Genomic DNA, 23,510 nt, shown 5'->3' with positions numbered 1-23,510 from the left:
TCTAATAATTAACCCCATTTACTATTTTAATCAATTGTAGTCCTTTCTTCCGTTTTAAGCTAGACCAATTGCTAAAAATTTCAAGTTTAACCTAGCATTAATTTAGGGCTATCAATCATTAGTAGATGAGTAAACATTTATACTGAATTTTTTTAAAACAAAAAGTCCCGTTTTAAGGGACTCCTTACCCAGTCAGACAGCTCGTTAAAAAATTCACTGCTTTATTAACGATTATAGACTCGTCATCTTAGCGGGGCTGCCACCGTAATTAACTTGCCAAATCGATTATCCTATATGTTTGCATGGTGCTTCTTTATTTGTTCCGCATTCAGCACATCCCCGTTAATGATTGTAACTCCATCAATTAATATATCGGTTTTAAAACCCAGATGGAACGCGACTTGCTGTGTGCCTAAAATTCTTGTAGTTGAAATACTCAAAAAGAAGAGCTATTCAAACTTGAATAGCTCGCCCTTTTGTCCGCTAATAATCCAATTGCCTACTCTCCATGTTTTCCAATGTCATTCCGATAACGCATCCCCACTAACTTCTGTTGATTTAACCACGAATATAAAATTGTTCGCGCTTGCGTAATATTACTAGCTTTGGTCGTTGTACAAAGGATCCGGCCACCATTACTAACCAATTCGCCCTTCAAATCTTGTGCCACGCCAGCATAATTGATGGTAAGGTCTGCTGGAACGCAATTAAAGCTGGATAATCTAACCCCTGTAGCTGAAGATTGTGGGTAATTTTCTGAACTCACAACCACCCCTAAATAAATGTCGTTATTTTGCCATTTCACTTGGGGTGGTTGCTGATCCAGTAACCCCAGAATAAGCTCGTAAAAATCACTTTGCAGTTGTGGTAATACAACTTCCGTTTCGGGGTCTCCAAAGCGGACGTTGAATTCAATTACCTTGGGCCCAGTTTTAGTCATAATCAAACCGGCATACAAAACCCCACAAAAACTAATATCCCGTTGACGTAAAGCATGAATGATTGGACGGACAACCGCATCTACACACCGCTTCCCCAGCTCTGTTGAAAATTGAGGTAACGGACTATATGCGCCCATTCCACCCGTGTTAGGCCCGCGGTCGCCATCATAAGCTGCCTTATGATCCTGGGAAAGCGGCATTGGGATAATTTGGTCGCCGTTAACAAATGCCATTAGCGAGAACTCTTGTCCTTCCAAGTATTCCTCGATAACGATCGACGTGGTATTAAATTGGTGCTCGCCTAGCAATTGATGAATTATTGCTACGGCATCACTTTGATTTTTAGCAATCGCAACCCCCTTCCCGGCGGCTAATCCGTCAGCTTTAATTACTAATGGATAAGTTGTCTTGGATAACGCCTGGATTGCAGAGCTTTCGTCTTGAAAGCTGGCGTAGCGCGCGGTTGGTACTCCCGCCTCCTGCATAACCTTTTTGGCAAATTGCTTCGAGCTCTCTAATTTTGCCGCCACTTGAGTCGGACCAAAAATGGTTAACCCTGCCGCTTTAAAATAATCCACAATCCCCTGTTGCAGCGGCATTTCCGGGCCGACAACCGTTAGACTAACCGCTTGCTTGCGGGCAAACTCAACCAACATTTCAAAGTTTAATTCCTTGATGGGAACGGTCTTAATTCCGCTTCGCAACATACCGGGATTTCCGGGCGCGCAATAAACTTCTTCAACCTGCTCACTTAATAATAACTGGCGGCCAATTGCGTGTTCACGGGCTCCTTGCCCAATAACTAGTACTTTTGCCACGAATTAAGCCCCCTAATGTCTAAAATGACGCCGACCGCTGAAGACTAACGTGATACCTAACTCGTTTGCTTTATCAATCGACGCTTGATCTTTAATGCTACCACCAGGTTCGACGATGGCCTTAATCCCGTGTTTAGCTGCAAACTCGACGCAATCATCCATTGGGAAAAAGGCGTCGGACGCCATAATTGCATTTTTAAATCCAGCAGCTTTTTCTGCCTGTTCAATGGCAATTTCAACCGATCCAATCCGATTCATTTGCCCTGCTCCGATTCCTAAAGTCTGATTTTCCGTAGCAACCACGATTGCATTACTCTTAACGTGTTTAACCACCGTTTGACCAAAAACCATGGCTCTTAGTTCGGCCTCTGTCGGTTGGCGCTTAGAAACCACCTTGAAATCAGCCTGGCTTTCAGCGACTTCATCAGGCTCTTGTACTAAAAGCCCTCCCATTACGGAGACTGTTTCGAGTTCCTTAGACGCTTGTTTTTTACTAAAATCAACCGTCATTATTCGTAGATTTTTCTTCTGCGCCAACACTGCAAAAGCTTCCTTTTCAAAACTAGGAGCAATTATAATTTCCAAAAAGAGCTGGTGCATTTTCTGGGCAGTCGCCAAATCAACTGGACGATTTAATACAATAATCCCGCCAAAAATAGAAATTGGGTCAGCAGCGTACGCCCGGTCCCACGCTTCCTCAATCGACTTGCCTAGTCCAATTCCGCAAGGATTCATATGCTTAACGGCAATCACCGCAGGCTGCTCAAACTCGGCACTCATTTTCAAAGCCGCGTCAGCATCTTTAATATTGTTATACGAAAGTTCCTTTCCATGTAATTGCTTAGCTTGGCCAATCGAGAACGGCACGGGTAAGGCATTTTCGTAGAAAGCGGCTTTTTGGTGACTATTTTCACCGTAGCGCATTGCTTGTTTCTTGGTATAGGTCAGCGTGAGTTGGGTAGGAAATTTTTCATCCGCACGTCCCAGATATTGGGCAATTAACGTGTCATACGCGGCCGTATGCTGGAAAACTTTCAAAGCTAGCGCCCGCCGAAAAACAATTGCGTCGTCCGGTTGCGCCAGCTGGTCTAAAACCTCTTGATAATCTGCAGGATCCGCCACCGCCCAAACCGACGCAAAATTTTTAGCCGCGGAACGCAACATGCTAGGTCCGCCAATGTCAATTTGTTCAATTGCTTCTGCTTCAGTAATTCCGTCTTGCATAATGGTGCTTTTGAATGGGTAGAGGTTCACACAGACTAAGTCAATCAGACCAATTTGCTGTTCTTTTAACGCTTGCAAGTGGTTCGGTAAGTCGCGTCGAGCCAATAGTCCGCCGTGAATTACGGGATGTAACGTCTTTACCCGACCACCCAGCATTTCTGGAAAACCGGTTAATTCTTCTACTCCTGTCACCGTTAGCCCCGCTTCTTCAAGAACCTTCTTAGTCCCGCCAGTAGAGACTATTCTATATTCTTGAGCCGCTAAGCCCTTGGCAAATTCAACAATTCCAGTTTTATCCGACACGCTTAATAATGCAGTTTTCATGAGCACGCTCCCTTATTTAATCAATTTTCGTTGTTTTAGAACTTCGCATAGGCTAACAAAATATAATTCATGCTCGACTTGGTGAATTCTTTGCGCTAATTTTGCCACATCATCATTGGGCAAAATAGGAACCGCCCGCTGCGCAATGATGGGGCCAGTATCAATTCCATCGTCAATCCAGTGCACGGTGACCCCGGTAACTTTTACACCGTATGCCAAAGCGTCTTCAATGCCGTGTCGTCCCGGAAAGGCAGGCAACAATGCGGGATGAATATTAATAATGGCCTGCGGGTAGGCTTCTAGTAGCACTTCCGTAATAATTTTCATGTAACCGGCTAATACAATTAGTTTTAAATCGTATTTTTGCAACTCGAGCAGAATTGCTTGTTCGTAAGCCGTTTTGTCGGCAAATTCGCCCAAACGGTGGGTCCAAACTGGAATCCCCAATCTGACCGCTTTTTCAACTACTGGTGCATCTGGTTGATCACAGACTAAACATGCAATGCGAATTGGTACGTTAGTTTCTTCGATGTGACGGGCAAGTGCAACAAAATTGGTGCCGGTCCCCGACGCAAATATTGCGATCTTAATCATTAATCAGCTCCTAAAAGTACGACGGCTGGTGCATTTTCTGGGCGCCTCTTCACTTGGCCAATCTTAAAATACGGTTCTTTTTGGCGGTCGAGTTCGTCCCTTACTTGCTGATATTGCTGAGGACTCACGGTTAACACCATGCCAATTCCCATATTGAAAGTTTGGTAACGGTCGGTTTGTGAAAGTTTTCCAAGCTTAGTGAGAACCTTAAAAATCGCTGGTTTAGGCCAACTAACCAATTTTATTTCAGCCTGTTGGTTAGGTTGTAACATCCGCGGTACGTTTTCTAGTAGTCCGCCACCCGTAATGTGGGCGATCCCGTTTAATAACCTTTTTTGTAATAGAGGTCGGATCGCGTTGCCGTATAACCGGGTCGGTTCCAAAAGTTCTTCGATTAATGGACGGGCAATCCCTGGCAAATAGTCGTCAAATTGGTAATGGTGATCCGTAAAGAGGATTTTACGCACCAATGAGTAACCGTTACTGTGTAATCCAGTCGAAGGTAAACCAATCAAATAATCCCCTTCACTTACCATGGCTGAACTGAGGAGATCTCTTTTAGCACCTAAACCAACCGCAAAGCCGGCTAAATCAAAATGCTGGTCTTGATAAAGTCCTGGCATCTCGGCCGTCTCTCCGCCTAATAACGGGATGGATTGGGCCTGGCAAGCTTTCAAAATCCCTTTTAAAATTGCATCTGTTTGGTCGCTTTCTAAATGTGAAAACGCCAAATAATCTAAAAAGAATAGCGGTAATGCGCCCTGTGCCAACAAATCGTTAACGCACATTGCTACCAAATCTTGCCCTAACGATTCGACTTTTCCAGTTTGGGCAGCTAACAGCACTTTAGTTCCCACTCCGTCAGCCCCCGCCACTAAAACTGGATCGTCTAATTGATCTTCGGAAAGTTGGTAACATCCGGCAAAATTGCCAATCCCATTTAGAATGTGGGGACCTTGTTCACCAATTGCTTGCTTTAAGCCTTCAATAATTTCTTCGCCCGCAGCAATGTTTACTCCCGCTTGTTCATAAGCATTTTTGGTCATTATTATTTCTCCTTTGCGACTCCCGTTGCCGATAACGTAGTGTCTTTTGCGGTTTTAGGAACTTCAAAACCGGCCGCGTAATCGTAAAGCGGCGTAGGATATTTTCCATCAAAGTACGCTACGCAAAGTCCATCATTAGGGACATCTTGGTGCAAACCGATGGCTTCAATCAAACCGGGCAAGCTCAAAAAGTGCAACGAGTCCGCCCCGATTGCAACGCGCATTTCCTTTACCGTGAGGTTTGCCGCCATTAATTCACGAGTATGTTCGATATCAATTCCGTAAAAGCAAGGGTATTTCAACGGTGGTGAACTGATCATCAAATGCACCGCTTTAGCCCCCGCTTTTTTCAACATTTTTACAATGTACTTGCTGGTGGTCCCCCGAACAAGCGAGTCGTCAACGAGGGCTACCTTTTTCCCCGCAACTACCGCGGATAACACTGTCAACTTCATCTCAACCCCCTGTTCACGTAACTTAGGGGTGGGTTGAATAAACGTGCGGCTGCTGTACTGATTTTTAATCAGGCCCATTTCATTTGGGACTCCCAACTGCTCCGCCACTCCTGCCGCTGCTGATAGCGAGGAATTGGGTACCCCAACGACAATGTCCACATCTAACGGATTTTCTTGGGCTAATCGCTTACCCATTCGTTGTCGCGCGAGATGGACATTCACCCCGTAAAGGTTCGAATCTGGACGGGCGAAATAAATAAATTCCATCGAACAAATTGCTAGCTGAGTCTCGGTCGTAAAATGGCTAATTTTAACTCCCTGGTCGTCAATTTGGACTAGTTCGCCAGGTTCTACGTCCCGAACAAACTCGGCACCCACCGCCGTTAACGCACAAGTTTCACTTGCGATCACGAATGCGCCATTAGCTAATTGTCCAATCACCAAAGGTCGGAAACCATTGGGGTCCAGTGCTGCGTATAAAGCATTTTCCGTAAGAATTAGGTACGCGAACCCACCCTTAATTTGTCGCAAACTAGCCTTTAATTTTTCACTAAAACTCGCCTGCTTTTGGTGCTGAATTAGGTGCATTAGAACTTCGGTATCCGAATTGGATTGAAAAATTGCGCCCTGCTCTTCTAACTGGTGGCGCAGCGTAATTGCATTTGTCAAATTACCATTATGGGCCATCGCCACGTCCCCTTGTAGATAGTGAAAAAGCAGCGGCTGCACATTTTCAACCCCGCGGCTTCCAGCCGTACCATAACGGACATGGCCAATTGCACTGCGCCCAATTAAGTTCGTTAAGTCATCCGGGTTACTGAATACGTCCGCTAAAAGACCTAGGCCTTTGTGGATGGCAAATTTTCCCGTGGGAGTACGGGTTACGATGCCCGCCCCCTCTTGTCCGCGATGCTGTAAGCTGTGTAATCCGATATACGTTCGTTGAGCTGCATCAGAATCTTGCCAAACTCCAAAAATACCGCATTCTTCGTTGAGTCCCTTTAATTCAGTTGCCATGCGAGTGCTTCCTTCCAACTAGTTTCGGCCGCCGTTAAATCAACGTCCAACATGTCATCAGTGGTTAAGATTTTAAGCCGATCACCCCCTACATGCCCTAATGGCGTTGCTTTGCCAGCAGTTTTAGCTTCAAAATGCGCCCGGTTTGCTGGCGTAACGGTTACGAGGAATCGCGATTGGTTTTCAGCAAATAATTCGGCGGCCGCTAAGTCAGTTTGCACGTTAAACCCGATTTTTCCTGCGAAGGCACTTTCTGCGAGGGCGATCGCTAATCCACCTTCTGCCAAATCGTGCGCACTAGCCAAAAGTCCTTCATGAATTAGGTCGCTTACTAAGCGTTGTTGGTCAATTTCGTATTGCAAATCAAAGTCGAACAGTTTACCTTCCACGTGGCCTAATTGCATTTTTTGGAGTTCACTACCGTTTAAGGCATCCGTAGTTTCGCCTAAAACATAAATCAAATCACCCGTTTGTTTAAAATCTAAGGTGGTTATCCAAGCTGGATCTTCAATTATTCCGACCATGCCCACCATGGGCGTAGGGTAAATTGATTGCCGATTAAATTCGTTGTACAGTGAAACGTTGCCCGAAATCACGGGAGTATCAAAAACATCGCAGGCTGCGGCCATTCCATTAATGGCTTGGGCTAATTCGTAGTAACATTCTGGATCTTCTGGGCTCCCAAAATTCAGACAATCGGTAATTGCTAAAGGCTTTCCTCCCGTTGCCACCACGTTGCGGGCGGCTTCGCTAACGGCAATTTGTCCTCCAAGGTAAGGATCCAAGTATAAGTAACGGGGATTCGCGTCGGTAGTCATTGCGAGTGCTTTTTGGGTCCCGCGGATTCGAACTACTGCAGCGTCACTTTGAACGGTTGAAATCGTGTTAGTTTGTACTTGTGCATCGTAGCGTTCAAAGATTGCTTCTTTATTAGCAATCGTGGCTTGACGCAACATGGCATTAAAGGTTGCCGTCAAATCCTTAACTTGCGGTTGAAATTGCTTTCCATCGCCCTTGACACGTTGCGGTTTTTGGCTTGGTCGATGATAAGTCGGTGCTTCATCAACTAACGCATGAATTGGGACATCGGCTACGGTGGTCCCTTTAAAAATCAGTTGATATCGCTGGTCTTCGGTGACCTCCCCAATTTTTACAGCGATACTGTCATATTTTGCAAAAATTTCCTCTACTTCACGTTCGTGCCCCTGCTTAACGCAGAGCAACATCCGTTCTTGGGATTCAGAAAGCATTAATTCGTAGGGAATCATGTCTGTTTCCCGTTGAGGAACCAAGTCAAGATCCAAGCGCATCCCAAATCCCGCTTTGGCCCCCATTTCCGCTGATGAGGAAACTAAGCCCGCCGCCCCCATATCTTGAATCCCTACCAACCATTCGGCATGGTTATTAATTAATTCTAAGCAAGCTTCCATTAACTGTTTTTCGGCAAACGGATCCCCAACCTGGACCGCCGACCGTTGTGTAGCCTGTGCATCATTAAACTCAGTAGAAGCAAAAATAGCGCCTTGAATCCCATCTCGGCCAGTTTTAGCGCCCACATAATAGATTGAATTGCCGACCCCTGCGGCAGCTCCCCGCTGTTGGTCAGCAACGTTCAACAAGCCCACGCACATGGCGTTCATCACCGGGTTATTCTGGTAAATCGCATCAAAAGTCGTTTCTCCACCAACCGTAGGAATCCCCATGCAATTACCGTAGTCGCCAATTCCCGCTACGGTTTGGTCCACTAAGTATTTTGTCCGGGCGTCAGTCAATTCACCAAAATGCAGACTGTCCATTAACGCGATTGGTCGGGCGCCCATGGAAAAAATATCTCGAATAATGCCGCCCACGCCGGTTGCCGCACCTTGATAAGGTTCCACTGCCGTAGGATGATTATGACTTTCGGCTTTAAAAACTACCGCCTGCCCGTCGCCAATATCGACAATGCCAGCACCTTCTCCCGGTCCCTGTAATATTTGCTGACCCGTTGTGGGAAATTGTTTTAAAAGTGGCTTAGAGTTTTTATACGCACAATGCTCGCTCCACATGGCAGCAAATAATCCTGTTTCAGTGAAGTTAGGGAGTCGACCCAATGTGTTCCTGATCTGGTTAAATTCGTCTTCGCTTAGTCCCCACTGGACATATAATTTTTGATCCTTAATTTCGGTCGGTGTTAATTCCGTCATCATCGCAAAATCTCCCCTTATTAAACGTGTTGCGTGATACTAGCAACTAAACTTTGAAACAATATTTTTCCATCGGTTCCGCCTAAAACTGCTTCACTAGCTCGTTCCGGATGGGGCATTAATCCGAGTACGTTGCCCCCTTGGTTAGTAATTCCGGCAATGTTATCAGTACTGCCGTTAGGGTTGTTTACGTAACGCAGAACAATTTGGTTGTGTTCCTTCAAATCTTGTAAAGTTGTTTCATCGCAATAATAGTTTCCTTCACCGTGAGCGATAGGGAATGTTACGGTTTGCTTTAAACTAAATTGGCGGGTAAACGGCGTTTGGCAATTTTCAACAACCAATTTCTGGGGGCGGCAAATAAAATTCAAGCTCTCGTTAGGTCGCAATGCTCCGGGTAATAACCCGGCTTCGGTTAAAATTTGAAATCCATTGCAGACTCCGATCACTGGTTTTCCAGCTTCCGCAAATTCCTGCACCGCGGACATGATGGGCGAAAAACGGGCAATTGCGCCGCTTCGCAGGTAGTCACCGTACGAAAAGCCTCCCGGAATTAAGACGGCGCCGGTTTCAGCTGGTAAAACAGTCTCACGATAATCCACAAAACGCGGGGTGACCTTAAGAATGTCTCGTAAAACGTAATACATATCCCAGTCACAATTAGAGCCCGGAAAACGAAGGATGCTATATATCATTTTTCGCCCTCTTGAACGTCTTGAATCTCAAACCGGTAAGTTTCCATGTTAACGTTGGCTAATAATTCATCACACATTTTTTGGATTTGTTCGTTAACGTTTTGTCCGCCATCGGCCACCTGGATTTCGAAATATTTTCCCACCGTCACTTTTTGGACCTCTTGGTAATTCAAATGATGAAGTGCTTTTTTAATGGCAGCTCCCTGAGGATCCAAAATAGATTCTTTATAAGTTACGTAAACTTTAACTTTGTACATGCGCTTCCTCCTGTGAATTTATTAAACGCCGGAGTACCTCTTGATAAACCGTCACCAGATCACCCGTTTTTTTGCGGAAAACGTCCTTATCTAAGGAAGTCTTAGTGGTTAGATCTACCAACCGGCAAGAATCAGGTGAAATTTCGTCCGCAAGCATAATTTTTCCATTTGCGGTTTTGCCAAATTCAACCTTAAAGTCTACCAGTTGCAAGTGAGCCTGCCGAAACCGTTCCTTTAACAACCGGTTAATTTGGAGCGCTAAGTTTTCGAGGATTTCACCTTCTGCATAACTAATAATTTTCAAAGCAACGGCTTGATTAGTGTTGATAAATGGATCATCCAATTTGTCGGATTTATAAAAAAATTCCACAATCGGCTGGTCGAACTCTCGTAAATACGGCACCGCAAATTTTCGCTGAAAACTGCCCGCTGCTGCATTACGTACGACTACCTCTAGTGGAATAACGTCTACTTTGTAATTTAATTGTTCGGTATCGGAAATTTTTTTAATAAAGTCCGTATGAATCCCTTTTGCATCCAGCATTTTAAAAAGGATACAATCGATCTGATTATTCAAAGCTCCCTTGCCAATAACTTGGTCCTTTCGTTTACCATTTAACGCCGTTGCCTGATCTAGGTATTCAACCCACACCACGTCTGCCTCATCCGTATTATACAATCGTTTAGCTTTACCCTCTTTAATTAACGTCGTTTTCTTCATTGCTAATCTCCCAAATCTTTTCCGCTTGAATTGAATCTAAGCTTGGTTGCAGTTCGCCTAGCAAGGTAATGTGCCCCATCTTCCGGTTCACCCGACTTCCCGCTTTACCGTAATCGTGAAAATGCCAATGCGGCCGTTGTGCTAGCTTTTGGCGGGCTAATGTTAAATGTTGCCCGAGTAAATTGACCATCACTGCGGGGGCGTGTTGCGTAATTTTCGGTATTTCAAGTCCACAGATACTGCGAACGTGGGCTTCAAATTGTGAAATGTTACAGGCTTCAATCGAGTAATGTCCCGAATTATGGGGACGAGGGGCTAATTCATTCACTAACAAACGGTCGTCAGCTAACATGAAGAATTCAATCCCCAATACTCCTCGTAAACATAAACCTTGCGCAATTTGCCGAGCAATTTTTTGTGCTTTTTGCTGAACCTCTTCCGTTACCCGTGCTGGGACAATGCTTTGATGGAGAATATGGTTGTGATGGATATTTTCCGCTACTGGAAAACATCGCACCTGGCCATCCCGGCTTCGCGTCACCATTACCGATAATTCTTTGCTGAATTTCTGACGCTTTTCCAAAATGCACGGTGTTTGGGATACTAAACTCCGGCCCGCTGGCAAATCGGCCTCTGAATTAATATCTTGCTGACCATGTCCGTCATAACCGCCCTCACAAGATTTTAAAATGCAAGGGTACCCTAGCTTAGTAATCGCGTCATTTAGCTCGGTTGGATTGCTGACGGGTTGATAAGGCGTTATCGGGAGGTCGTGGCTAGCAAGAAAATGTTTTTCACGAAGACGATCACTAGTTACGTATAGCAAATTAGTCCCTTGCGGAAGAGCCGCTAACTTTTGTGCAGCCTCCAAGCTAACTAAATCGACATTTTCAAATTCATAAGTTAAAACGTCGCTACGTTCGGCCATCTTTAATAGGGCTTGCTGGTCGTTATAAGCGGCCACGATTTGAAAATCACTAACCTGACCAGCCGGACAGTTAGGGGTCGGATCTAAAATACCCACCTTATACCCCATTGCCTTGGCAGCCAGCGCGATCATCTGTCCTAATTGGCCGCCTCCAATAATTCCAATCGTTGCTGGCGGTAGGTATACACCCGCTTCACCACTGCTTTTCACTATTCTGGGCCTCCTGTGTTTGTTTTTGCCGAAACTCAATCATTTTTTTAGCAAGCCGCGACTCGGTAACCGCTAAAATTTCGATTGCCAGTAAAGCTGCATTTTTAGCCCCGGCCTGTCCAATCGCCGTGGTTGCTACCGGTACTCCGCTGGGCATCTGCACAATTGACAATAAAGAGTCCAAGCCGTGCAACGCATGACTTTCAATCGGGACGCCCACCACCGGCAAAATGGTGTTAGCCGCTAACATTCCTGGTAAATGCGCAGCTCCACCAGCTCCCGCAATTATTACCCCATAACCATCCTTTTGGGCTTGCTTGCCAAATTTTTGAAGTTCACTAGGCATCCGATGCGCTGAAATTACGTGTCGCTCATAAGCCACCTCAAACTTATCAAGCATCGCTGCCGTTTCCTTCATCGTGGGCCAATCGGAAATTGATCCCATTACTACCGCAACTTTTTTCATAACAGCTCCTTTCAAACGGAAAAACTAGGTTAGTTTTCACGTTTAGTGTACCAACTTAGTTAACTTTAATCAACACGTTTTACGAACTATTTTTATTTAATTTTATTTTATAGTTCGTTTATAACTTATAAAAAATAGATATTTCATCATTAATAATCCGAATTATACGAAAAACCTCCCCAATCAGCGCTAACCGCTGCTCGAGGAGGTCCAATATAAAGTGTGGTGAAAATAATTTTTGAATAAGTGCTTAAAAATAAGGTCCCGAAAATGGGTCTGGAGAAAAAACATTCACCACTAACTCAACTAATAAAGTATACATCCATAGGTTTCTTTAAATTATTATTTAGTAACTAATCATCAAAAAAGTTGCATCACTAATCTTAAGGTACTACCCACCTATTTTTTTGTCCGCTAGCAACTTGCATTTTTTGCGCAGCCACCAGTAAAAGTTTTTCCGTCCCGACTGCCGACGACTTTGCATCAGCGAATACGTGCCCGCTGTTAACCAACGGCCCTAAGCTCCCTAAAATTACGGCCAACGTTAATAAATCTTTTTGTCCCATATTGATCCCTTCTTTCTTAATGTTAAAGCATTATATATGTGAACGCTTTCATTTTATCGTGGATACTTCTGGGACGCAAATAATAACTATCGCCAATCTCTTATACTTAGCCATCCAACTCCCCTAGTTCACCGCTTATTTAAATAAGTCCTCTTACCCTTTTCATCATGCAGAAACGCGATTCACACCAACTCACAGCTAAGACTCTTTACTATTGCTAAATCATTTTCCAACTGCTAACCAAACCATCCCACTACATCCTAATCCAGTAATACTAAATACAATTTGTCCCCAATTTAAATAGTTCCCATGTTGAAATACGTTTGCGCAACCCGCAATTAATCCAAGAATATATATAACATCACTCATTACCAGATTAGCCTTGATAAATAACGGAGGGCTTGTCGGACTATTAATTATAGTTGGAAGATACAACAAGCTAGGGACTAAAAGTACCATTACAAACAGCATTGCGTTGACTGAATTAGTTTGGACGCCTAGTAAGCAGAATATTAGTGCCATTGATAACCAGCCCCCAATGCTTCCAACCATCCGGTTATGCATCTCATCACCTCTCCCAAAAATGATTCACGTAGTAATTTAACACCAGCTGTTCCAAAAGGGTTATTCCTGCTACGGATAAGACTGCTGGCATTATTGAAGGACCAGGGCTTTTTTCCACAGTAAAATTATAAAACCATGGTAAGCAACGCCAGCCGGAGCCTTGCGATTGACTGGCAACGTTTAACATAAAGGGGATCAGGACCGCGCCAACAATTAATCCAGTTCGATAATTGAAAGCTATGCCAATCCAGGTGAAAATCGGTATCCAAATTAAAGGCTGCCCATATAAGTTCAACCAAATTTCAATATTATCCCAATAATCAAACTTGCCAAACCAAGCCATTCCAACACCAAAAACTAATGCCCCTTCAAGATAAACCATCGCCGTTAAGATAGCCACGTTAGAAACCCATGTATCGCGTTTGGGAAGACTTAGCACGGGATTTAAATTACGTCGCTGTTCTTCAAAACTAAATTGAATCGCCGTGATTAAGCTAATTAGAAAGGGAATTAACGCGTTTAAAAGTAATTCGCTACTTTTAAACCAAAAATCTGCTTTTTGCGGAAAGTACGTGATCTTAAATTTAATAAAATAAGCCGTATAGCAGACAAAAAATAACGGTATGAGCATTAATAGTGGTTGGTATTTAAGCTTGAATAACGACAATTTCATCTCTTTTGCCACCTTTGCTTGCCAATCAAAGTAACGACTAGGTAGTCAACCAATAACCACCCTAAAACTGCAACGATAATGTACCAAATAAAACTTAAGTCATGTGCCATCCAACTGTTTTTGTCCAGGATGGTATTATTGGGGTTAATACGTAATAAAGCAATCGTTCGGAGACTATAATTCCATGGATTAAACGCAAAAAACGGTGAAAAAACATTTCGCAAGAGTACGCTCATAATAACTAAGCCCACGTTTAAAATACTAGCTATAACGGGGTTGGCATACTGCAATAGAAATGCATTTATCGATATTAGCGGTAGCGCTCCTAGCCAAATGAGCATGGAAACTCCTAGTAAAGTCCCTATTTGAGTTACGTGCCCAGTCGTTAATAAATTACTAAGCATCGTCACCAAGCAAACTTCTAACTGGGCCAGTAAAATTAGTGCCCAAAACTTAATTAATTTTGCTAAGTAAAGCTTATTAATTGACCAGTCGTTGGCATAATAACGTTGCAGTTCATGAGCCTGTCTTCCCTGGAATTGGTCGAGGCTAACCAATATTACCACCATAATGGGCAACAAAGCCGTAGCCCACAGGTTATATATATCAGTCTGGATAAAACTCAAACCGTCAATTTCACCAGTTTTACTTTTTGAGGACAATATTGCCATGACCGTTAAAATCATAAATAACATTGGCATCCCCACCGTCGTATGCAACAAACTACTTGACCTTGTTTTAAGTAGTTCACACTTAAATGTATTCAGCATTACCCTAGCCTTTCTGGTTCGTTTCAGCGAAAAATATTTGACTAATATCCTGTTCCTCCGAAACTTGGCCTTGGTACACTAATTTACCATCGTGAATGATACCAACGTACTCAGCAAAATCCTGCAACTCGGGTAGTATGTGGCTAGAAATCATAATGGTCTTCCCCTGCCTAGCAAGTTTCCTTAAATAATTTTTCAATTCTTTAATGCCGTACGGGTCGAGTCCGTTAAAAGGTTCATCCAAAATTAAAAGTTCTGGATCTTTTAACATTGCCATTGCAATTCCTAAGCGTTGTTTCATTCCCATTGAAAAATCTTCCACCTTACGACTCCCAGTGTTAGCAATTCCAAACTGGTTTAATACGTGCTCAATCGTAGAAAAGTTTAGCTGTTCTTCCAAAGCGACAATTTGCATATTTTGAACGGCCGTTAGATTTTGGTAAGCCGCCGGTTCTTCAATTAATGAGCCAATCGAACGCAAGTCATTACGCTCCCACTGGTGACCATGATAAAAAACTTTCCCTTGATATTTGATAATGATCCCCGTAATTATTTTCATCAAGGTGGACTTTCCCGCTCCGTTAATTCCTAATAAGCCGTATATCTTTCCTTGGGGGATTGCCAAATCTATTTTTGATAGTACCGTCCGTCCCTTAAAAGACTTGGTTAATTGCTGGGTTTCTACCAAGTAATTTGTCATTTTACGACCTCCCTTTACTTAAATGCCCGAATAACTATGGGAAGCAACCACGCTAAACACCACGTAAAAACAAAAATTAGCCACCAACGTTTACTTAAAAAATCCCAAAAAGTCATCCCTGTCCGGGCTCTTTGAACCCGTAATTTTTTGGCAGAGACTTCCCGATCCCGGATCAACGCGTCTAAACTAATTTCAAACAAGTCGCTAAGTTGCATTAACCGTTCTACGTCAGGATAAGCACTTTCCGTTTCCCACTTCGAGATGGTTTGCCGACTAACTTGCAATAACTTTGCTAAATCATTTTGGCTCCACCCCCTTTTTTCACGTTCTTTTCGAATTTTTTGACCAACCATTTTTGACCCTCCCCCACTCAATATGCAACTTTCCTCAGTAAAAATCACGAACTTGTTGTTAGCATTCTGCCCCGATTATTAGCACCGCCTTCAACAAGCGTGCTCTATCGAGGTCTTAAAGTAATAAAATGATCTGGGTGTACTAGGTCCCGCAATTTAAGGGCGCTTTTATTTCAATCTATTTAAAAAACTTTAATTTTGAAGTTTCCTTTTTATTATCGCGGCATTAGTTTCCAACCCAATAATCGATCAATTGTAATGTGAATTAACCATACTAGTATAATTGGTAACGTCATTTTTCCTAAGACATTTTCTCCAACCAAGTAGCTGCATGATAAAATCAGTGGCAACGTAAATGTATGGGTTAGATTATATAAATAATTACCCATCTTCGGAGAAACCAAGTAGCCTAAAGCCCCCACATCAAATATTAAAAATGTCGCCAGTAAAAAAAGCAGGTTTACCCTAGCTTTAACAAAGACGATTCCTAAAATCGCTAACAATAACAAATATTCTAATTTGGATGTCCACGTTTTAAAGGCCATTTACTCACGCTCGCTTTTTCAATTGCTTAAACCAGTAGCTGTCTTAATTTACTAAGGTACTTTCTAGAAACAAAACAGCTCTCACCACTACTCAACAGTACTTGCATTTGGTTCAAATCTAAAACTTGGATCTTTTCTCGGTTAATTACAAAAGAGTTGTGACACCGCACCATCTTTGGCGACTCTTCTAGTAAATTATTTAGCGAGCCGTAAATCTCTAAAACTTTATTTACGGTATGAATTATAATGCGATGTTTGTTGGCGGAAGTTTCAGCGTAAAGTACTTCGTTTTCTAAGATTCGTTCTAACTTAGGACCAATTTTAAAAGTTAAGTACCTTTCACTATGTACTTTACTATTCTTAAACGCTTGATTTTTTGCGTATGCAGCTTCAATACAAGCTTCGATTCTTTTTTGGTAAGTTACAGGTTCATCTTTAAGAACGTAATCCAACGCTTCAACCTTATATAAAAAGGTCAAGTAGGTCATTTCATCGTGAGTTGTAGAGAAAACAATTGACGAACTTCGATCCCGCTGACGGACTGCTTTAGCGACCTCAAATCCGTTAACGTTACTTTTATCTAAACAGATGTCTAAAATAAACAGCGCGCCACTTGCATACTCTTTATTTTTAATGATTGGCAAAATATCTTCTGCCTTCGTACTCGTTGCCAAAATGTTTAATTCTAGGTTCTTCTTTGAACAATAATTCTTGATAATTTTTTCTAAATTATAAAGTTGTTCAATGTTGTCTTCGCAAATTAGAATATCCATGTTAAGTTCCCCGTTATTAACACACAATTTCTTGTAAGAAGTAGCCGTTTTCAATTGAAGTCATTACTTCCAAGTGATCTTCTTTAGCGGTGATATCGCGTAAACTACTCAATCCAATTCCCTCATGGTTCCCTTTTGTTGTATAACCTTCTTGAAAAATTTCCCGTAAATTAGTTTTACTGGCCTTTTTCAAGGAGTTACGAATTAAAATTGATCGGTATCCTTCGTTTACGGTAACTACAACGTCAATTTGTCCCCCATTTGTTTCAACGTATTCAATTGCGTTATCCATTAGAATTCCCACAATTTCAACTATATGTACGTTAGCCACGTGTAGCTCACCAATCGGTTGAATACACTCAAAATGAATTTTAAGTTTCTGATGTTCAGCTTGAATTAATTTATACGCGATAATTCCCTTCAATGCCGAATTACCAATATTTTGCAAATCGCCAATCCTGATTTCATCATATTTATCATCTGCATTTAGCATTGTTAACGTTTCTTTATAATATTTACGCAAATCGGCGTACTCTTGGTCCTCAAGCAAAAATAACGAACTAGAAATCACATTAACGTAATCATGTTTAATTTTTCTGAGATTCCTATATCCATCCTCAAGAACGGCAGCGTAATTTTCTAATTGTTTAATTTGTTGCAACTCATTTTTTAGCTTAGTCCGGTGCAGTTCGTTTAAAAAAGAAAAAATCATACTCAAAACGGCAATCAGTAATAAAGCAACGAATAAAGCTTCTAAAATCAACGAATTAACGTTTGACTCAACGACAACTTTACCTTGTACCGTCGTAAACATTAAAATTGCCAAGATAACTATGTACCATTTGCAGAGCAATTTTACTATTTTTCGCTTGTTAAAAAAATCAAGTAAATTATTAGTGAGATAACTTTGCAAATAAACTGCAATAAATCCTCCCACAACGAAAGCACCTAAGCGGATAAAATCCCCTAAGTGCGCGCTTACCTTCGATAAAGAGAAAATATCACTAATCAGCAAATACATAATTAGGCTGCATAACAAAAATGAGATGGGAAATAGAGAATCGATAACGTTACTTTTGGTGATTACTTGGTTTAACCCCACTAAAACTGCAGTTAAAAATAAGCCCGAAAATATCGGAGATTGGTTTGCGATAAGACCGCTCAAAATTGACAATACCGGCGCAAGCACAATCAGAATAGGATAGGATTGTTTAGTTAAATGCGCTTTGAGTATGTAGAAGTTGAAGATCTGCATAATGAAACACTGTGCACCCGCAGTTACCGCCACATTGACCATATACTTCACCTCATACATATTCTACACCTCAAATAATGTTTGCGCTTTCTTCATTTGTCTTATAATTTAAAAAAATCGTTTCATCTCCCATTAACATCTATACTTCGATTAATTTCTTGTTTACTAACCGAAAAACTTTATCAAAGCGCGCTAAGTTGACCACGCTAGTTTTATGGGTAATTACGATTACGGTAATCTTAGTTTTGGCAAGTAAAGTTTGTTCAATTTCATTGCTTAATTTATTGTCCAATGCAGAAGTGGCTTCGTCTAATAAAATGATCTACTTTTCTTGGATAAAAGCTCTGGCAATCGAAATCCGTTGCCGTTGTCCACCAGAGAGATTTTTTCCATTTTCGCCGCAATTATAATTTAAGTCGCCGTTAACTGTCGCTAGAAATTCCCCTAATCCAGCTTCCTGTAGCGCCTGCACAATCTGCTGGTCACTATACAAATGACCCAAAGTCACGTTGTACTTGATTGAATCATTAAAAATAAATACTTCTTGTTGCACCACTGCCACTTGAGAATACCACCACTTTGCAGAAATGCTATTTAAATCATTCCCATCAATCGTGATCTTTCCTTGATCGGGGGAAAAGAGCTTCAGTAATAAGTTGAAAATGGTGGTTTTACCACTGCCCGAATTTCCAATAATCGCATAATTATGATTTGCCAGCAGTCGACAATTCACATTGGTCAATACTTGTTTTTTAGTCTCTGGATATCTAAAGCTAACGTTGGTAAATCCGATTGCTTGAGTAAAATGGTTCTGGTGGCTTCCGGATGTGATTGAACTTGTTTCTTTTCGCAAAAATACGGTTAAAGAATTTAAAAGCGCTTTAGCCCCTTGATAACGAGAGTTCTGTAATCCTAGTTGATTAATCGGCATCACCACAAAATTTACCAATTGCACAATGGCCGTAACGCTTCCCACACTTAACGTTCCTTTAGCTGACATTATCATCCCGCCACCAAAGGCAACTAAAAAAATCATCAGCCCAGAAACTTCCGAAATGGTGGAAGTCATGTCTTCGGTAATGCTTAGTTTTAAACTTTTTTGGGTGTACTCACGTAAAAAAAGCTGGTACGAACGCTTCACACTCTTTTCTGCTTGATAAATTTTGATAGTTAAAAACCCCGCCAACATTTCTTTAATTTTATTTGCAAATGTTTTTTCGGCAGCCAGCGCACGTTTCTTTTGAATTTGACCTTTTTTTGCTGAAAAAGCACTGAGTATAATTGGGATTGCTGTTAGAATCAATATTGCCGCGGCCAAAAATCCACTACTCATAAACATTGCCACTAACGAATATCCCACTAACATCAGGTTGCGAACCATTTCAAAAAATCCCATCAAATAATCTTTACCAATCTGGTCAGCCTCACTAAGCAGTGCGTGTTGGTAATCAGAAGTAGTTTGCTTTATAAAACTTACGTAGTTTTCTTGAAGCATGCTGGACATTAAATACATTCGGTACTTTTGTATTTGCTTGGCCGTGTATAAACTAGTTAGCACTTTTGCAAGATAATTTCCTAAAACAAAAACAATTACCACAAGGATGCTAACGCAAAGATGGCGGTAAAGCAGGGTTAAATTTTGTTGAATACCGTCATCAATTAAGAACTTAATTGAAAACGCAAATCCAATATTAGCTAGCGGAGCTAATATATTTATTAGCATTGTTGCAACCCAAAGGCTGTTGATCGTAACTAACTTTTCCTTACCTATTTTAAACACCTGATTCTTTTTCAAATTTTTTTAAATAGTAATCCCGAATACCGTCTTGCAACTCACTGTCTTTGATCTCCTTGATTACTTGAGCATCAACCAGGTACAGATGATCTGCAATGTTTTGTAATTCTTCTAAAATGTGACTAGTAAGCACCACGCAAGTCCCTCGGCTCGCTAGCTTAACGATCAGCTTCTTTACTTGTTCTACCGCAGATAAATCCAACCCGTTAAAAGGTTCATCCAGTAGCAAAAGCTTAGGAAGTGTGCACATTGCTCGAGTAATTCCTAATTTTTGCCGCCAGCCTAACGATAAATTTGCCGCGTTATCATTTAGCTTGGTGGTCAATTGCATCTGACTTAATAGATCAGCTAACATCGTTTGGCCTACCCGAATGTTCATCATTTCCAATTGCTCATCAATAACATTTTGGACGGTGTAACTACTTGGAAATTGAGGTGTTTCAATTAAGCTTCCGATGCTACCCCTTTTCATAAAGTTTTGACCATTAGTAATTTCTTCTCCGTCAAAAACAATCTTTCCGCCATTCACTCGAGATAAACTTAATACGCACTTCATCAGGGTGGTTTTTCCCGCTCCATTAGGTCCTAATAGACCGTATACCCGGCCACTTTTAAAATTTAAATTTACGTTATGCAAAGTATCTTCATTATCAATTTGTTTTAATAAACCCTTGATTTCCAAAATGCTATTTTGTTTTTTCAAAGTGCGCCCCCTTTCGTTTAAAAACTACAGTTCTAATAATGCAAATTTTTTAAATGCTACCAATCCCAACAACGTTGCAATTACCAGTAAAGCTAGCAAAGTTATTAACGGAAGCTGAATACTGTTAGTGCCAAAGCTTAGCGTACCCGCGTTACAAAGGATAATAATCATCAATACCGCAGAACCAACTACGTAACTAACCTTAGGGATTAATAAGGCAATTGAAGCTGGAATTAATGCAATAAATCCGTACAGTAAATCAAGTAACCAATCTTTCACTAAAAAAACTTGATACGTACCTGGTAAAAACTGCTTAAACTTTAAATACGTTAACGCCACAATCGAGCCGTGAAGTAGTAATAAAATCATGCCCGAAAAAATGCAGATCATTAAAAACATCCCGGTTAAAATACTTCTTCTAGAAAAAGGGAAGGTTGCAATTTGGCTGAGTCGTTGCGTTTGCCTGCTCCTAGCGATGATTTGAAATGCTAAAAATCCTTGCAGTAATAAAACTCCCGCTCGTATAAACAAACTAAAAAAATAATAATAGACGGCCCAATATTGGACTAGCTTCGGGACGTTTATAAAGGAATCCGGAAGCAATTCCATCAATTTATTTTCCTTAACTAACCCATGTAAAATCACTGTAGTAATTATTAAAGCTGCACCTAAAATAATGGTTAAAGTACCTACAAGCCTTTTTGAACCCACTTGTTTTGAACACATTTTCGTAATTTTAAACATTTTTACCGTCCTCCTTGCTTCTATCTTGCAAGAGCTAAATAACTAAGTAAATTAACTATTCCTGAATAGTCCGTTTTAGTTCCTAATTAGCTTAAAAAAGATCCTCACGCTTGCAAAAAAGTCCTTGATTACTTTCTAGCTCACAAGTAACCAAGGACTTTTACAAAATATTTAATTAAGTTTATGTAACGTTCACCCTAATTTTTTCAAATCCTCCTGAGAAATAAAAAGAGTCACTTCACCAGTTTCCTTATTAACCTTAGCTTTTACTTCCACACCATGAGCAAAGAAAGTTGGTTTGCCAACGTCAATTTTTAAATATTGATTGCCATAGCTTAACACGCGATAAAGTTTTTCCATTATTATCTCCTCCGTTAATCGGGTCCAGAAAAAATTACTAGCCATCAAAGCAATCCCCAGCTTAACTAAGAACATCTATAACTGTAGATTTTAATTGCTGAGCTGCTTGCTGCGGTTGCGTAGCCTTCATGATTGCCGAAACTACTGCAACTCCGTCGACATTCGTATTCCGCAAAACGGATAGATTTTCCGCATTTAGCCCGCCAATTGCAAAAACCGTTATTTTTGCTTCCTGCTTAATTCGTTTTAGCATTGCAACACTAGTGTGCACGGTTTTAACGTGGGTTGTAGTGGGAAAAATTGCTCCCACTCCCAAATAGTTAGCCCCTTCTTCAACCGCGCATTGTGCTTGCGCAACTGTTTTAGTAGTCGCTCCAATAATCTTGTTGGGTCCTAAAATTCGCCGTGCTACCGCCACTGGTAAATCAGCTTGTCCAAGATGAACACCCGCAGCATCGACAGCTTGCGCAATCGCTACCTGGTCATCGATTATTAACGGGACTTGGTAACGGTCGGTAATCTTTTTTACATGACCCGCCAATTTATAGTATTCAGCACTGCTGATTTCTTTTTCCCGTAGCTGTAGTAAATCAACCCCTCCTTGGCAAGCCAACTCAATCCTTTCTAAAAATTGTTGTTGATTTAGCCCTAACCGGTCCGTGACGAGGTAAAGTAATGGCTTTTCTAACATTTGATCCACCTCAATTTAATTTTGACTTTCTTTATGATAGCGTTTACAATATATGTGGTAATAATTTTACCACATAAATCAAAACTTTAAAGTTCGTCTGGGGTGCCATTTTTGGCTGAGATCATACCCATTGAACCTGATGTAGTTCGTACTACCGAAGGAAGACCGAATACCGCAATCGCATAATTCTGTAACTCACTTTTAGTGAATTACGCCACCCATAATTGCGTACCCCCTTTCTTTGGTTGTATCCATAAGAAAGGGGGTTTTTGCATGGCAATCGTTAACGGAGAAGAAAATCAAGCAGCGGATGCTCAAAATTTATTAGCCTTCTTGAAGACTAAATACACTAAAATTGACAATCTCGCGGTTGAATTAAACGGCGAAATTATTACCAGCCAACAAATGAACACTACCATTATTCAACCAGCAGACCATTTAGAAATAATTGCATTCGTGGGAGGAGGTTAAATGAGTAATTTTAAAGAAAAACAACTCCAACTTTATGGACATTCCATTACCGACCTGCAAACTCAGATGACTAGTCGAAACGTAGCTCATTCTGCGCTACCTTTAAGCTCGTCAAAAGTTACCATCGCGGGTGCTGGTGGTTTGGGCTCTAACATTGCAATTGCCTTAGCACGGATCGGGATTGGTCATCTAACCTTGGTTGATTTTGATCAAGTGGAATTAAGTAACTTAAATCGCCAACAGTATAAATTAAACCAGATTGGAATGGCTAAAGTAGTCGCCCTTAAGCAAAATATTGAGGAATTCAACCCCTTCATTTCCGTGACGCCTTTACAAGTGACGGTTAATGCAGCTAACGTTGCGGACTTATTTGCGGATGCCGACGTAATTTGCGAAGCTTTTGACGACCCGGCAGCTAAAGCCTTGCTTTTACGTGAATGCAGTCGCCTATTTCCTCAAAAGCCGTTAGTGATGGCTAGTGGAATGGCCGGAATTCATCCCGCAAACCAGATTAAAACTAAGCAAATTAACCAACACGTTTACGTCGCCGGCGATGGAGTCTCTAGTGGGCAAGAAGGGTTAATGGCGCCACGCGTCATGGTGGCAGCCGGGCACCAGGCCAACCAAATTGTTCGCTTAATCTTGGGTAACCAAGCCGATTAAAT

At 41.6% G+C, this 23,510-nt stretch carries 28 protein-coding genes and 1 riboswitch; of the genes, 2 read left to right on the top strand and 26 right to left on the bottom strand.

Features of this window, described 5'->3' with window-relative positions; genetic code table 11:
* Positions 1 to 499: 499 nt before the first annotated feature.
* The 26 genes from purD to thiE all read right to left on the bottom strand — a co-directional run bounded on the left by purD (position 500) and on the right by thiE (position 22,374).
* Positions 500 to 1,759 (bottom strand): phosphoribosylamine--glycine ligase, encoded by a 1,260-nt coding sequence (purD, locus tag I6H64_RS03405; protein WP_056984970.1) that lies wholly within the window; start codon positions 1,757 to 1,759, stop codon positions 500 to 502.
* Positions 1,760 to 1,771: 12 nt separating this feature from the next.
* Positions 1,772 to 3,307 (bottom strand): bifunctional phosphoribosylaminoimidazolecarboxamide formyltransferase/IMP cyclohydrolase, encoded by a 1,536-nt coding sequence (gene purH, locus I6H64_RS03400; RefSeq protein WP_008840995.1) that lies wholly within the window; start codon positions 3,305 to 3,307, stop codon positions 1,772 to 1,774.
* A 12-nt stretch (positions 3,308 to 3,319) separates the two neighbouring features.
* On the bottom strand, positions 3,320 to 3,901 hold the full coding sequence (gene purN / locus I6H64_RS03395) for a phosphoribosylglycinamide formyltransferase (protein ID WP_008840996.1): 582 nt from the start codon (positions 3,899 to 3,901) through the stop codon (positions 3,320 to 3,322).
* The gene (gene purM / locus I6H64_RS03390) at positions 3,901 to 4,947 is read right to left on the bottom strand and encodes a phosphoribosylformylglycinamidine cyclo-ligase (protein WP_008840997.1); all 1,047 of its coding nucleotides are present in this window, start codon (positions 4,945 to 4,947) and stop codon (positions 3,901 to 3,903) included. Before purM ends, purN begins: the two co-directional genes overlap by 1 nt.
* A gap of 2 nt (positions 4,948 to 4,949) precedes the next feature.
* Positions 4,950 to 6,419, bottom strand: a complete 1,470-nt coding sequence (purF, locus tag I6H64_RS03385; RefSeq protein ID WP_008840998.1) for an amidophosphoribosyltransferase — start codon at positions 6,417 to 6,419, stop codon at positions 4,950 to 4,952.
* Entirely contained in the window at positions 6,404 to 8,608 is a 2,205-nt protein-coding gene (gene purL / locus I6H64_RS03380; protein WP_008840999.1) for a phosphoribosylformylglycinamidine synthase subunit PurL, read from the bottom strand. Before purL ends, purF begins: the two co-directional genes overlap by 16 nt.
* A gap of 17 nt (positions 8,609 to 8,625) precedes the next feature.
* Complete coding sequence (gene purQ, locus I6H64_RS03375) at positions 8,626 to 9,300, bottom strand: phosphoribosylformylglycinamidine synthase subunit PurQ (protein ID WP_036685062.1); 675 nt, start codon at positions 9,298 to 9,300, stop codon at positions 8,626 to 8,628.
* Positions 9,297 to 9,557 carry a phosphoribosylformylglycinamidine synthase subunit PurS gene (gene purS / locus I6H64_RS03370; RefSeq protein ID WP_008841001.1) on the bottom strand — a complete coding sequence of 87 codons (261 nt, stop codon included), beginning with the start codon at positions 9,555 to 9,557 and terminating at the stop codon, positions 9,297 to 9,299. The genes purQ and purS overlap by 4 nt, the downstream gene beginning before the upstream one ends.
* A complete protein-coding gene (purC, locus tag I6H64_RS03365) occupies positions 9,544 to 10,278 on the bottom strand; it encodes a phosphoribosylaminoimidazolesuccinocarboxamide synthase (RefSeq protein WP_008841002.1) in 735 nt (244 codons plus the stop codon). The genes purS and purC overlap by 14 nt, the downstream gene beginning before the upstream one ends.
* Positions 10,256 to 11,416 carry a 5-(carboxyamino)imidazole ribonucleotide synthase gene (gene purK / locus I6H64_RS03360; protein ID WP_008841003.1) on the bottom strand — a complete coding sequence of 387 codons (1,161 nt, stop codon included), beginning with the start codon at positions 11,414 to 11,416 and terminating at the stop codon, positions 10,256 to 10,258. The genes purC and purK overlap by 23 nt, the downstream gene beginning before the upstream one ends.
* Positions 11,400 to 11,882: a 5-(carboxyamino)imidazole ribonucleotide mutase gene (gene purE, locus I6H64_RS03355; protein WP_008841004.1), complete on the bottom strand. Its 483-nt coding sequence runs from the start codon at positions 11,880 to 11,882 to the stop codon at positions 11,400 to 11,402. The genes purK and purE overlap by 17 nt, the downstream gene beginning before the upstream one ends.
* A 383-nt stretch (positions 11,883 to 12,265) precedes the next feature.
* Entirely contained in the window at positions 12,266 to 12,448 is a 183-nt protein-coding gene (locus I6H64_RS03350) for a hypothetical protein (RefSeq protein ID WP_008841005.1), read from the bottom strand.
* Between the two features lie 222 nt (positions 12,449 to 12,670).
* Positions 12,671 to 13,012, bottom strand: coding sequence for a hypothetical protein (locus I6H64_RS03345; RefSeq protein WP_008841006.1), 342 nt, complete (start codon positions 13,010 to 13,012; stop codon positions 12,671 to 12,673).
* Between the two features lie 4 nt (positions 13,013 to 13,016).
* Positions 13,017 to 13,697, bottom strand: a complete 681-nt coding sequence (locus I6H64_RS03340; RefSeq protein ID WP_128472171.1) for a hypothetical protein — start codon at positions 13,695 to 13,697, stop codon at positions 13,017 to 13,019.
* Positions 13,682 to 14,380: an ABC-2 family transporter permease gene (locus I6H64_RS03335; RefSeq protein WP_036685065.1), complete on the bottom strand. Its 699-nt coding sequence runs from the start codon at positions 14,378 to 14,380 to the stop codon at positions 13,682 to 13,684. The genes I6H64_RS03340 and I6H64_RS03335 overlap by 16 nt, the downstream gene beginning before the upstream one ends.
* Positions 14,381 to 14,459: 79 nt before the next feature.
* Positions 14,460 to 15,155 (bottom strand): ATP-binding cassette domain-containing protein, encoded by a 696-nt coding sequence (locus I6H64_RS03330; RefSeq protein WP_008841009.1) that lies wholly within the window; start codon positions 15,153 to 15,155, stop codon positions 14,460 to 14,462.
* Positions 15,156 to 15,169: 14 nt separating this feature from the next.
* On the bottom strand, positions 15,170 to 15,508 hold the full coding sequence (locus I6H64_RS03325; RefSeq protein ID WP_008841010.1) for a helix-turn-helix domain-containing protein: 339 nt from the start codon (positions 15,506 to 15,508) through the stop codon (positions 15,170 to 15,172).
* Positions 15,509 to 15,723: 215 nt separating this feature from the next.
* Positions 15,724 to 16,053: a DUF4260 family protein gene (locus tag I6H64_RS03320; RefSeq protein WP_008841011.1), complete on the bottom strand. Its 330-nt coding sequence runs from the start codon at positions 16,051 to 16,053 to the stop codon at positions 15,724 to 15,726.
* A 26-nt stretch (positions 16,054 to 16,079) separates the two neighbouring features.
* Positions 16,080 to 16,826 (bottom strand): LytR/AlgR family response regulator transcription factor, encoded by a 747-nt coding sequence (locus I6H64_RS03315; RefSeq protein ID WP_008841012.1) that lies wholly within the window; start codon positions 16,824 to 16,826, stop codon positions 16,080 to 16,082.
* 16 nt (positions 16,827 to 16,842) lie between these two features.
* Positions 16,843 to 17,640, bottom strand: coding sequence for a sensor histidine kinase (locus I6H64_RS10090; protein WP_232623515.1), 798 nt, complete (start codon positions 17,638 to 17,640; stop codon positions 16,843 to 16,845).
* Between the two features lie 580 nt (positions 17,641 to 18,220).
* Positions 18,221 to 18,373 carry an ABC-type multidrug/protein/lipid transport system gene (locus tag I6H64_RS03305; RefSeq protein ID WP_008841015.1) on the bottom strand — a complete coding sequence of 51 codons (153 nt, stop codon included), beginning with the start codon at positions 18,371 to 18,373 and terminating at the stop codon, positions 18,221 to 18,223.
* Between the two features lie 30 nt (positions 18,374 to 18,403).
* Positions 18,404 to 19,804, bottom strand: coding sequence for an ABC transporter ATP-binding protein (locus I6H64_RS03300; protein WP_144235474.1), 1,401 nt, complete (start codon positions 19,802 to 19,804; stop codon positions 18,404 to 18,406).
* Between the two features lie 49 nt (positions 19,805 to 19,853).
* Positions 19,854 to 20,579 (bottom strand): ABC transporter ATP-binding protein, encoded by a 726-nt coding sequence (locus I6H64_RS03295; RefSeq protein WP_008841017.1) that lies wholly within the window; start codon positions 20,577 to 20,579, stop codon positions 19,854 to 19,856.
* A 24-nt stretch (positions 20,580 to 20,603) separates the two neighbouring features.
* Positions 20,604 to 21,323, bottom strand: a complete 720-nt coding sequence (locus I6H64_RS03290; protein WP_008841018.1) for a hypothetical protein — start codon at positions 21,321 to 21,323, stop codon at positions 20,604 to 20,606.
* Between the two features lie 192 nt (positions 21,324 to 21,515).
* Positions 21,516 to 21,683 carry a hypothetical protein gene (locus tag I6H64_RS03285; protein WP_036685071.1) on the bottom strand — a complete coding sequence of 56 codons (168 nt, stop codon included), beginning with the start codon at positions 21,681 to 21,683 and terminating at the stop codon, positions 21,516 to 21,518.
* Between the two features lie 61 nt (positions 21,684 to 21,744).
* A complete protein-coding gene (thiE, locus tag I6H64_RS03280; protein ID WP_036685073.1) occupies positions 21,745 to 22,374 on the bottom strand; it encodes a thiamine phosphate synthase in 630 nt (209 codons plus the stop codon).
* Positions 22,375 to 22,462: 88 nt separating this feature from the next.
* A riboswitch (TPP riboswitch) is annotated at positions 22,463 to 22,554 on the top strand.
* A gap of 93 nt (positions 22,555 to 22,647) precedes the next feature.
* Between thiE and thiS the strand changes: the two genes are divergently transcribed.
* Together thiS and thiF are read left to right on the top strand one after the other, a co-directional pair.
* Entirely contained in the window at positions 22,648 to 22,845 is a 198-nt protein-coding gene (gene thiS / locus I6H64_RS03275) for a sulfur carrier protein ThiS (protein WP_008841021.1), read from the top strand.
* Positions 22,846 to 23,508, top strand: a complete 663-nt coding sequence (gene thiF / locus I6H64_RS03270) for a sulfur carrier protein ThiS adenylyltransferase ThiF (RefSeq protein ID WP_008841022.1) — start codon at positions 22,846 to 22,848, stop codon at positions 23,506 to 23,508.
* The last annotated feature ends 2 nt before the right edge of the window (positions 23,509 to 23,510 follow it).

This window comes from Pediococcus acidilactici (genome assembly GCF_016127815.1).
GTDB lineage: Bacteria > Bacillota > Bacilli > Lactobacillales > Lactobacillaceae > Pediococcus > Pediococcus acidilactici.
This window is presented reverse-complemented; position numbering and strand designations above follow the sequence as displayed.

What these genes read in the sequence shown, in the direction of transcription:
- purH (WP_008840995.1), bottom strand. Translation starts at nt 3,307, where the DNA reads ATGAAAACTGCATTATTAAGCGTGTCGGATAAAACTGGAATTGTTGAA.
- purN (WP_008840996.1), bottom strand. Translation starts at nt 3,901, where the DNA reads ATGATTAAGATCGCAATATTTGCGTCGGGGACCGGCACCAATTTTGTT.
- purM (WP_008840997.1), bottom strand. Translation starts at nt 4,947, where the DNA reads ATGACCAAAAATGCTTATGAACAAGCGGGAGTAAACATTGCTGCGGGC.
- purF (WP_008840998.1), bottom strand. Translation starts at nt 6,419, where the DNA reads ATGGCAACTGAATTAAAGGGACTCAACGAAGAATGCGGTATTTTTGGA.
- purL (WP_008840999.1), bottom strand. Translation starts at nt 8,608, where the DNA reads ATGATGACGGAATTAACACCGACCGAAATTAAGGATCAAAAATTATAT.
- purQ (WP_036685062.1), bottom strand. Translation starts at nt 9,300, where the DNA reads ATGATATATAGCATCCTTCGTTTTCCGGGCTCTAATTGTGACTGGGAT.
- purS (WP_008841001.1), bottom strand. Translation starts at nt 9,557, where the DNA reads ATGTACAAAGTTAAAGTTTACGTAACTTATAAAGAATCTATTTTGGAT.
- purC (WP_008841002.1), bottom strand. Translation starts at nt 10,278, where the DNA reads ATGAAGAAAACGACGTTAATTAAAGAGGGTAAAGCTAAACGATTGTAT.
- purE (WP_008841004.1), bottom strand. Translation starts at nt 11,882, where the DNA reads ATGAAAAAAGTTGCGGTAGTAATGGGATCAATTTCCGATTGGCCCACG.
- I6H64_RS03350 (WP_008841005.1), bottom strand. Translation starts at nt 12,448, where the DNA reads ATGGGACAAAAAGATTTATTAACGTTGGCCGTAATTTTAGGGAGCTTA.
- I6H64_RS03345 (WP_008841006.1), bottom strand. Translation starts at nt 13,012, where the DNA reads ATGCATAACCGGATGGTTGGAAGCATTGGGGGCTGGTTATCAATGGCA.
- I6H64_RS03335 (WP_036685065.1), bottom strand. Translation starts at nt 14,380, where the DNA reads ATGTTATTTATGATTTTAACGGTCATGGCAATATTGTCCTCAAAAAGT.
- I6H64_RS03330 (WP_008841009.1), bottom strand. Translation starts at nt 15,155, where the DNA reads ATGACAAATTACTTGGTAGAAACCCAGCAATTAACCAAGTCTTTTAAG.
- I6H64_RS03325 (WP_008841010.1), bottom strand. Translation starts at nt 15,508, where the DNA reads ATGGTTGGTCAAAAAATTCGAAAAGAACGTGAAAAAAGGGGGTGGAGC.
- I6H64_RS03320 (WP_008841011.1), bottom strand. Translation starts at nt 16,053, where the DNA reads ATGGCCTTTAAAACGTGGACATCCAAATTAGAATATTTGTTATTGTTA.
- I6H64_RS03315 (WP_008841012.1), bottom strand. Translation starts at nt 16,826, where the DNA reads ATGGATATTCTAATTTGCGAAGACAACATTGAACAACTTTATAATTTA.
- I6H64_RS10090 (WP_232623515.1), bottom strand. Translation starts at nt 17,640, where the DNA reads ATGTTTACGACGGTACAAGGTAAAGTTGTCGTTGAGTCAAACGTTAAT.
- I6H64_RS03300 (WP_144235474.1), bottom strand. Translation starts at nt 19,804, where the DNA reads ATGCTAATAAATATATTAGCTCCGCTAGCTAATATTGGATTTGCGTTT.
- I6H64_RS03290 (WP_008841018.1), bottom strand. Translation starts at nt 21,323, where the DNA reads ATGTTTAAAATTACGAAAATGTGTTCAAAACAAGTGGGTTCAAAAAGG.
- I6H64_RS03285 (WP_036685071.1), bottom strand. Translation starts at nt 21,683, where the DNA reads ATGGAAAAACTTTATCGCGTGTTAAGCTATGGCAATCAATATTTAAAA.
- thiE (WP_036685073.1), bottom strand. Translation starts at nt 22,374, where the DNA reads ATGTTAGAAAAGCCATTACTTTACCTCGTCACGGACCGGTTAGGGCTA.
- thiS (WP_008841021.1), top strand. Translation starts at nt 22,648, where the DNA reads ATGGCAATCGTTAACGGAGAAGAAAATCAAGCAGCGGATGCTCAAAAT.
- thiF (WP_008841022.1), top strand. Translation starts at nt 22,846, where the DNA reads ATGAGTAATTTTAAAGAAAAACAACTCCAACTTTATGGACATTCCATT.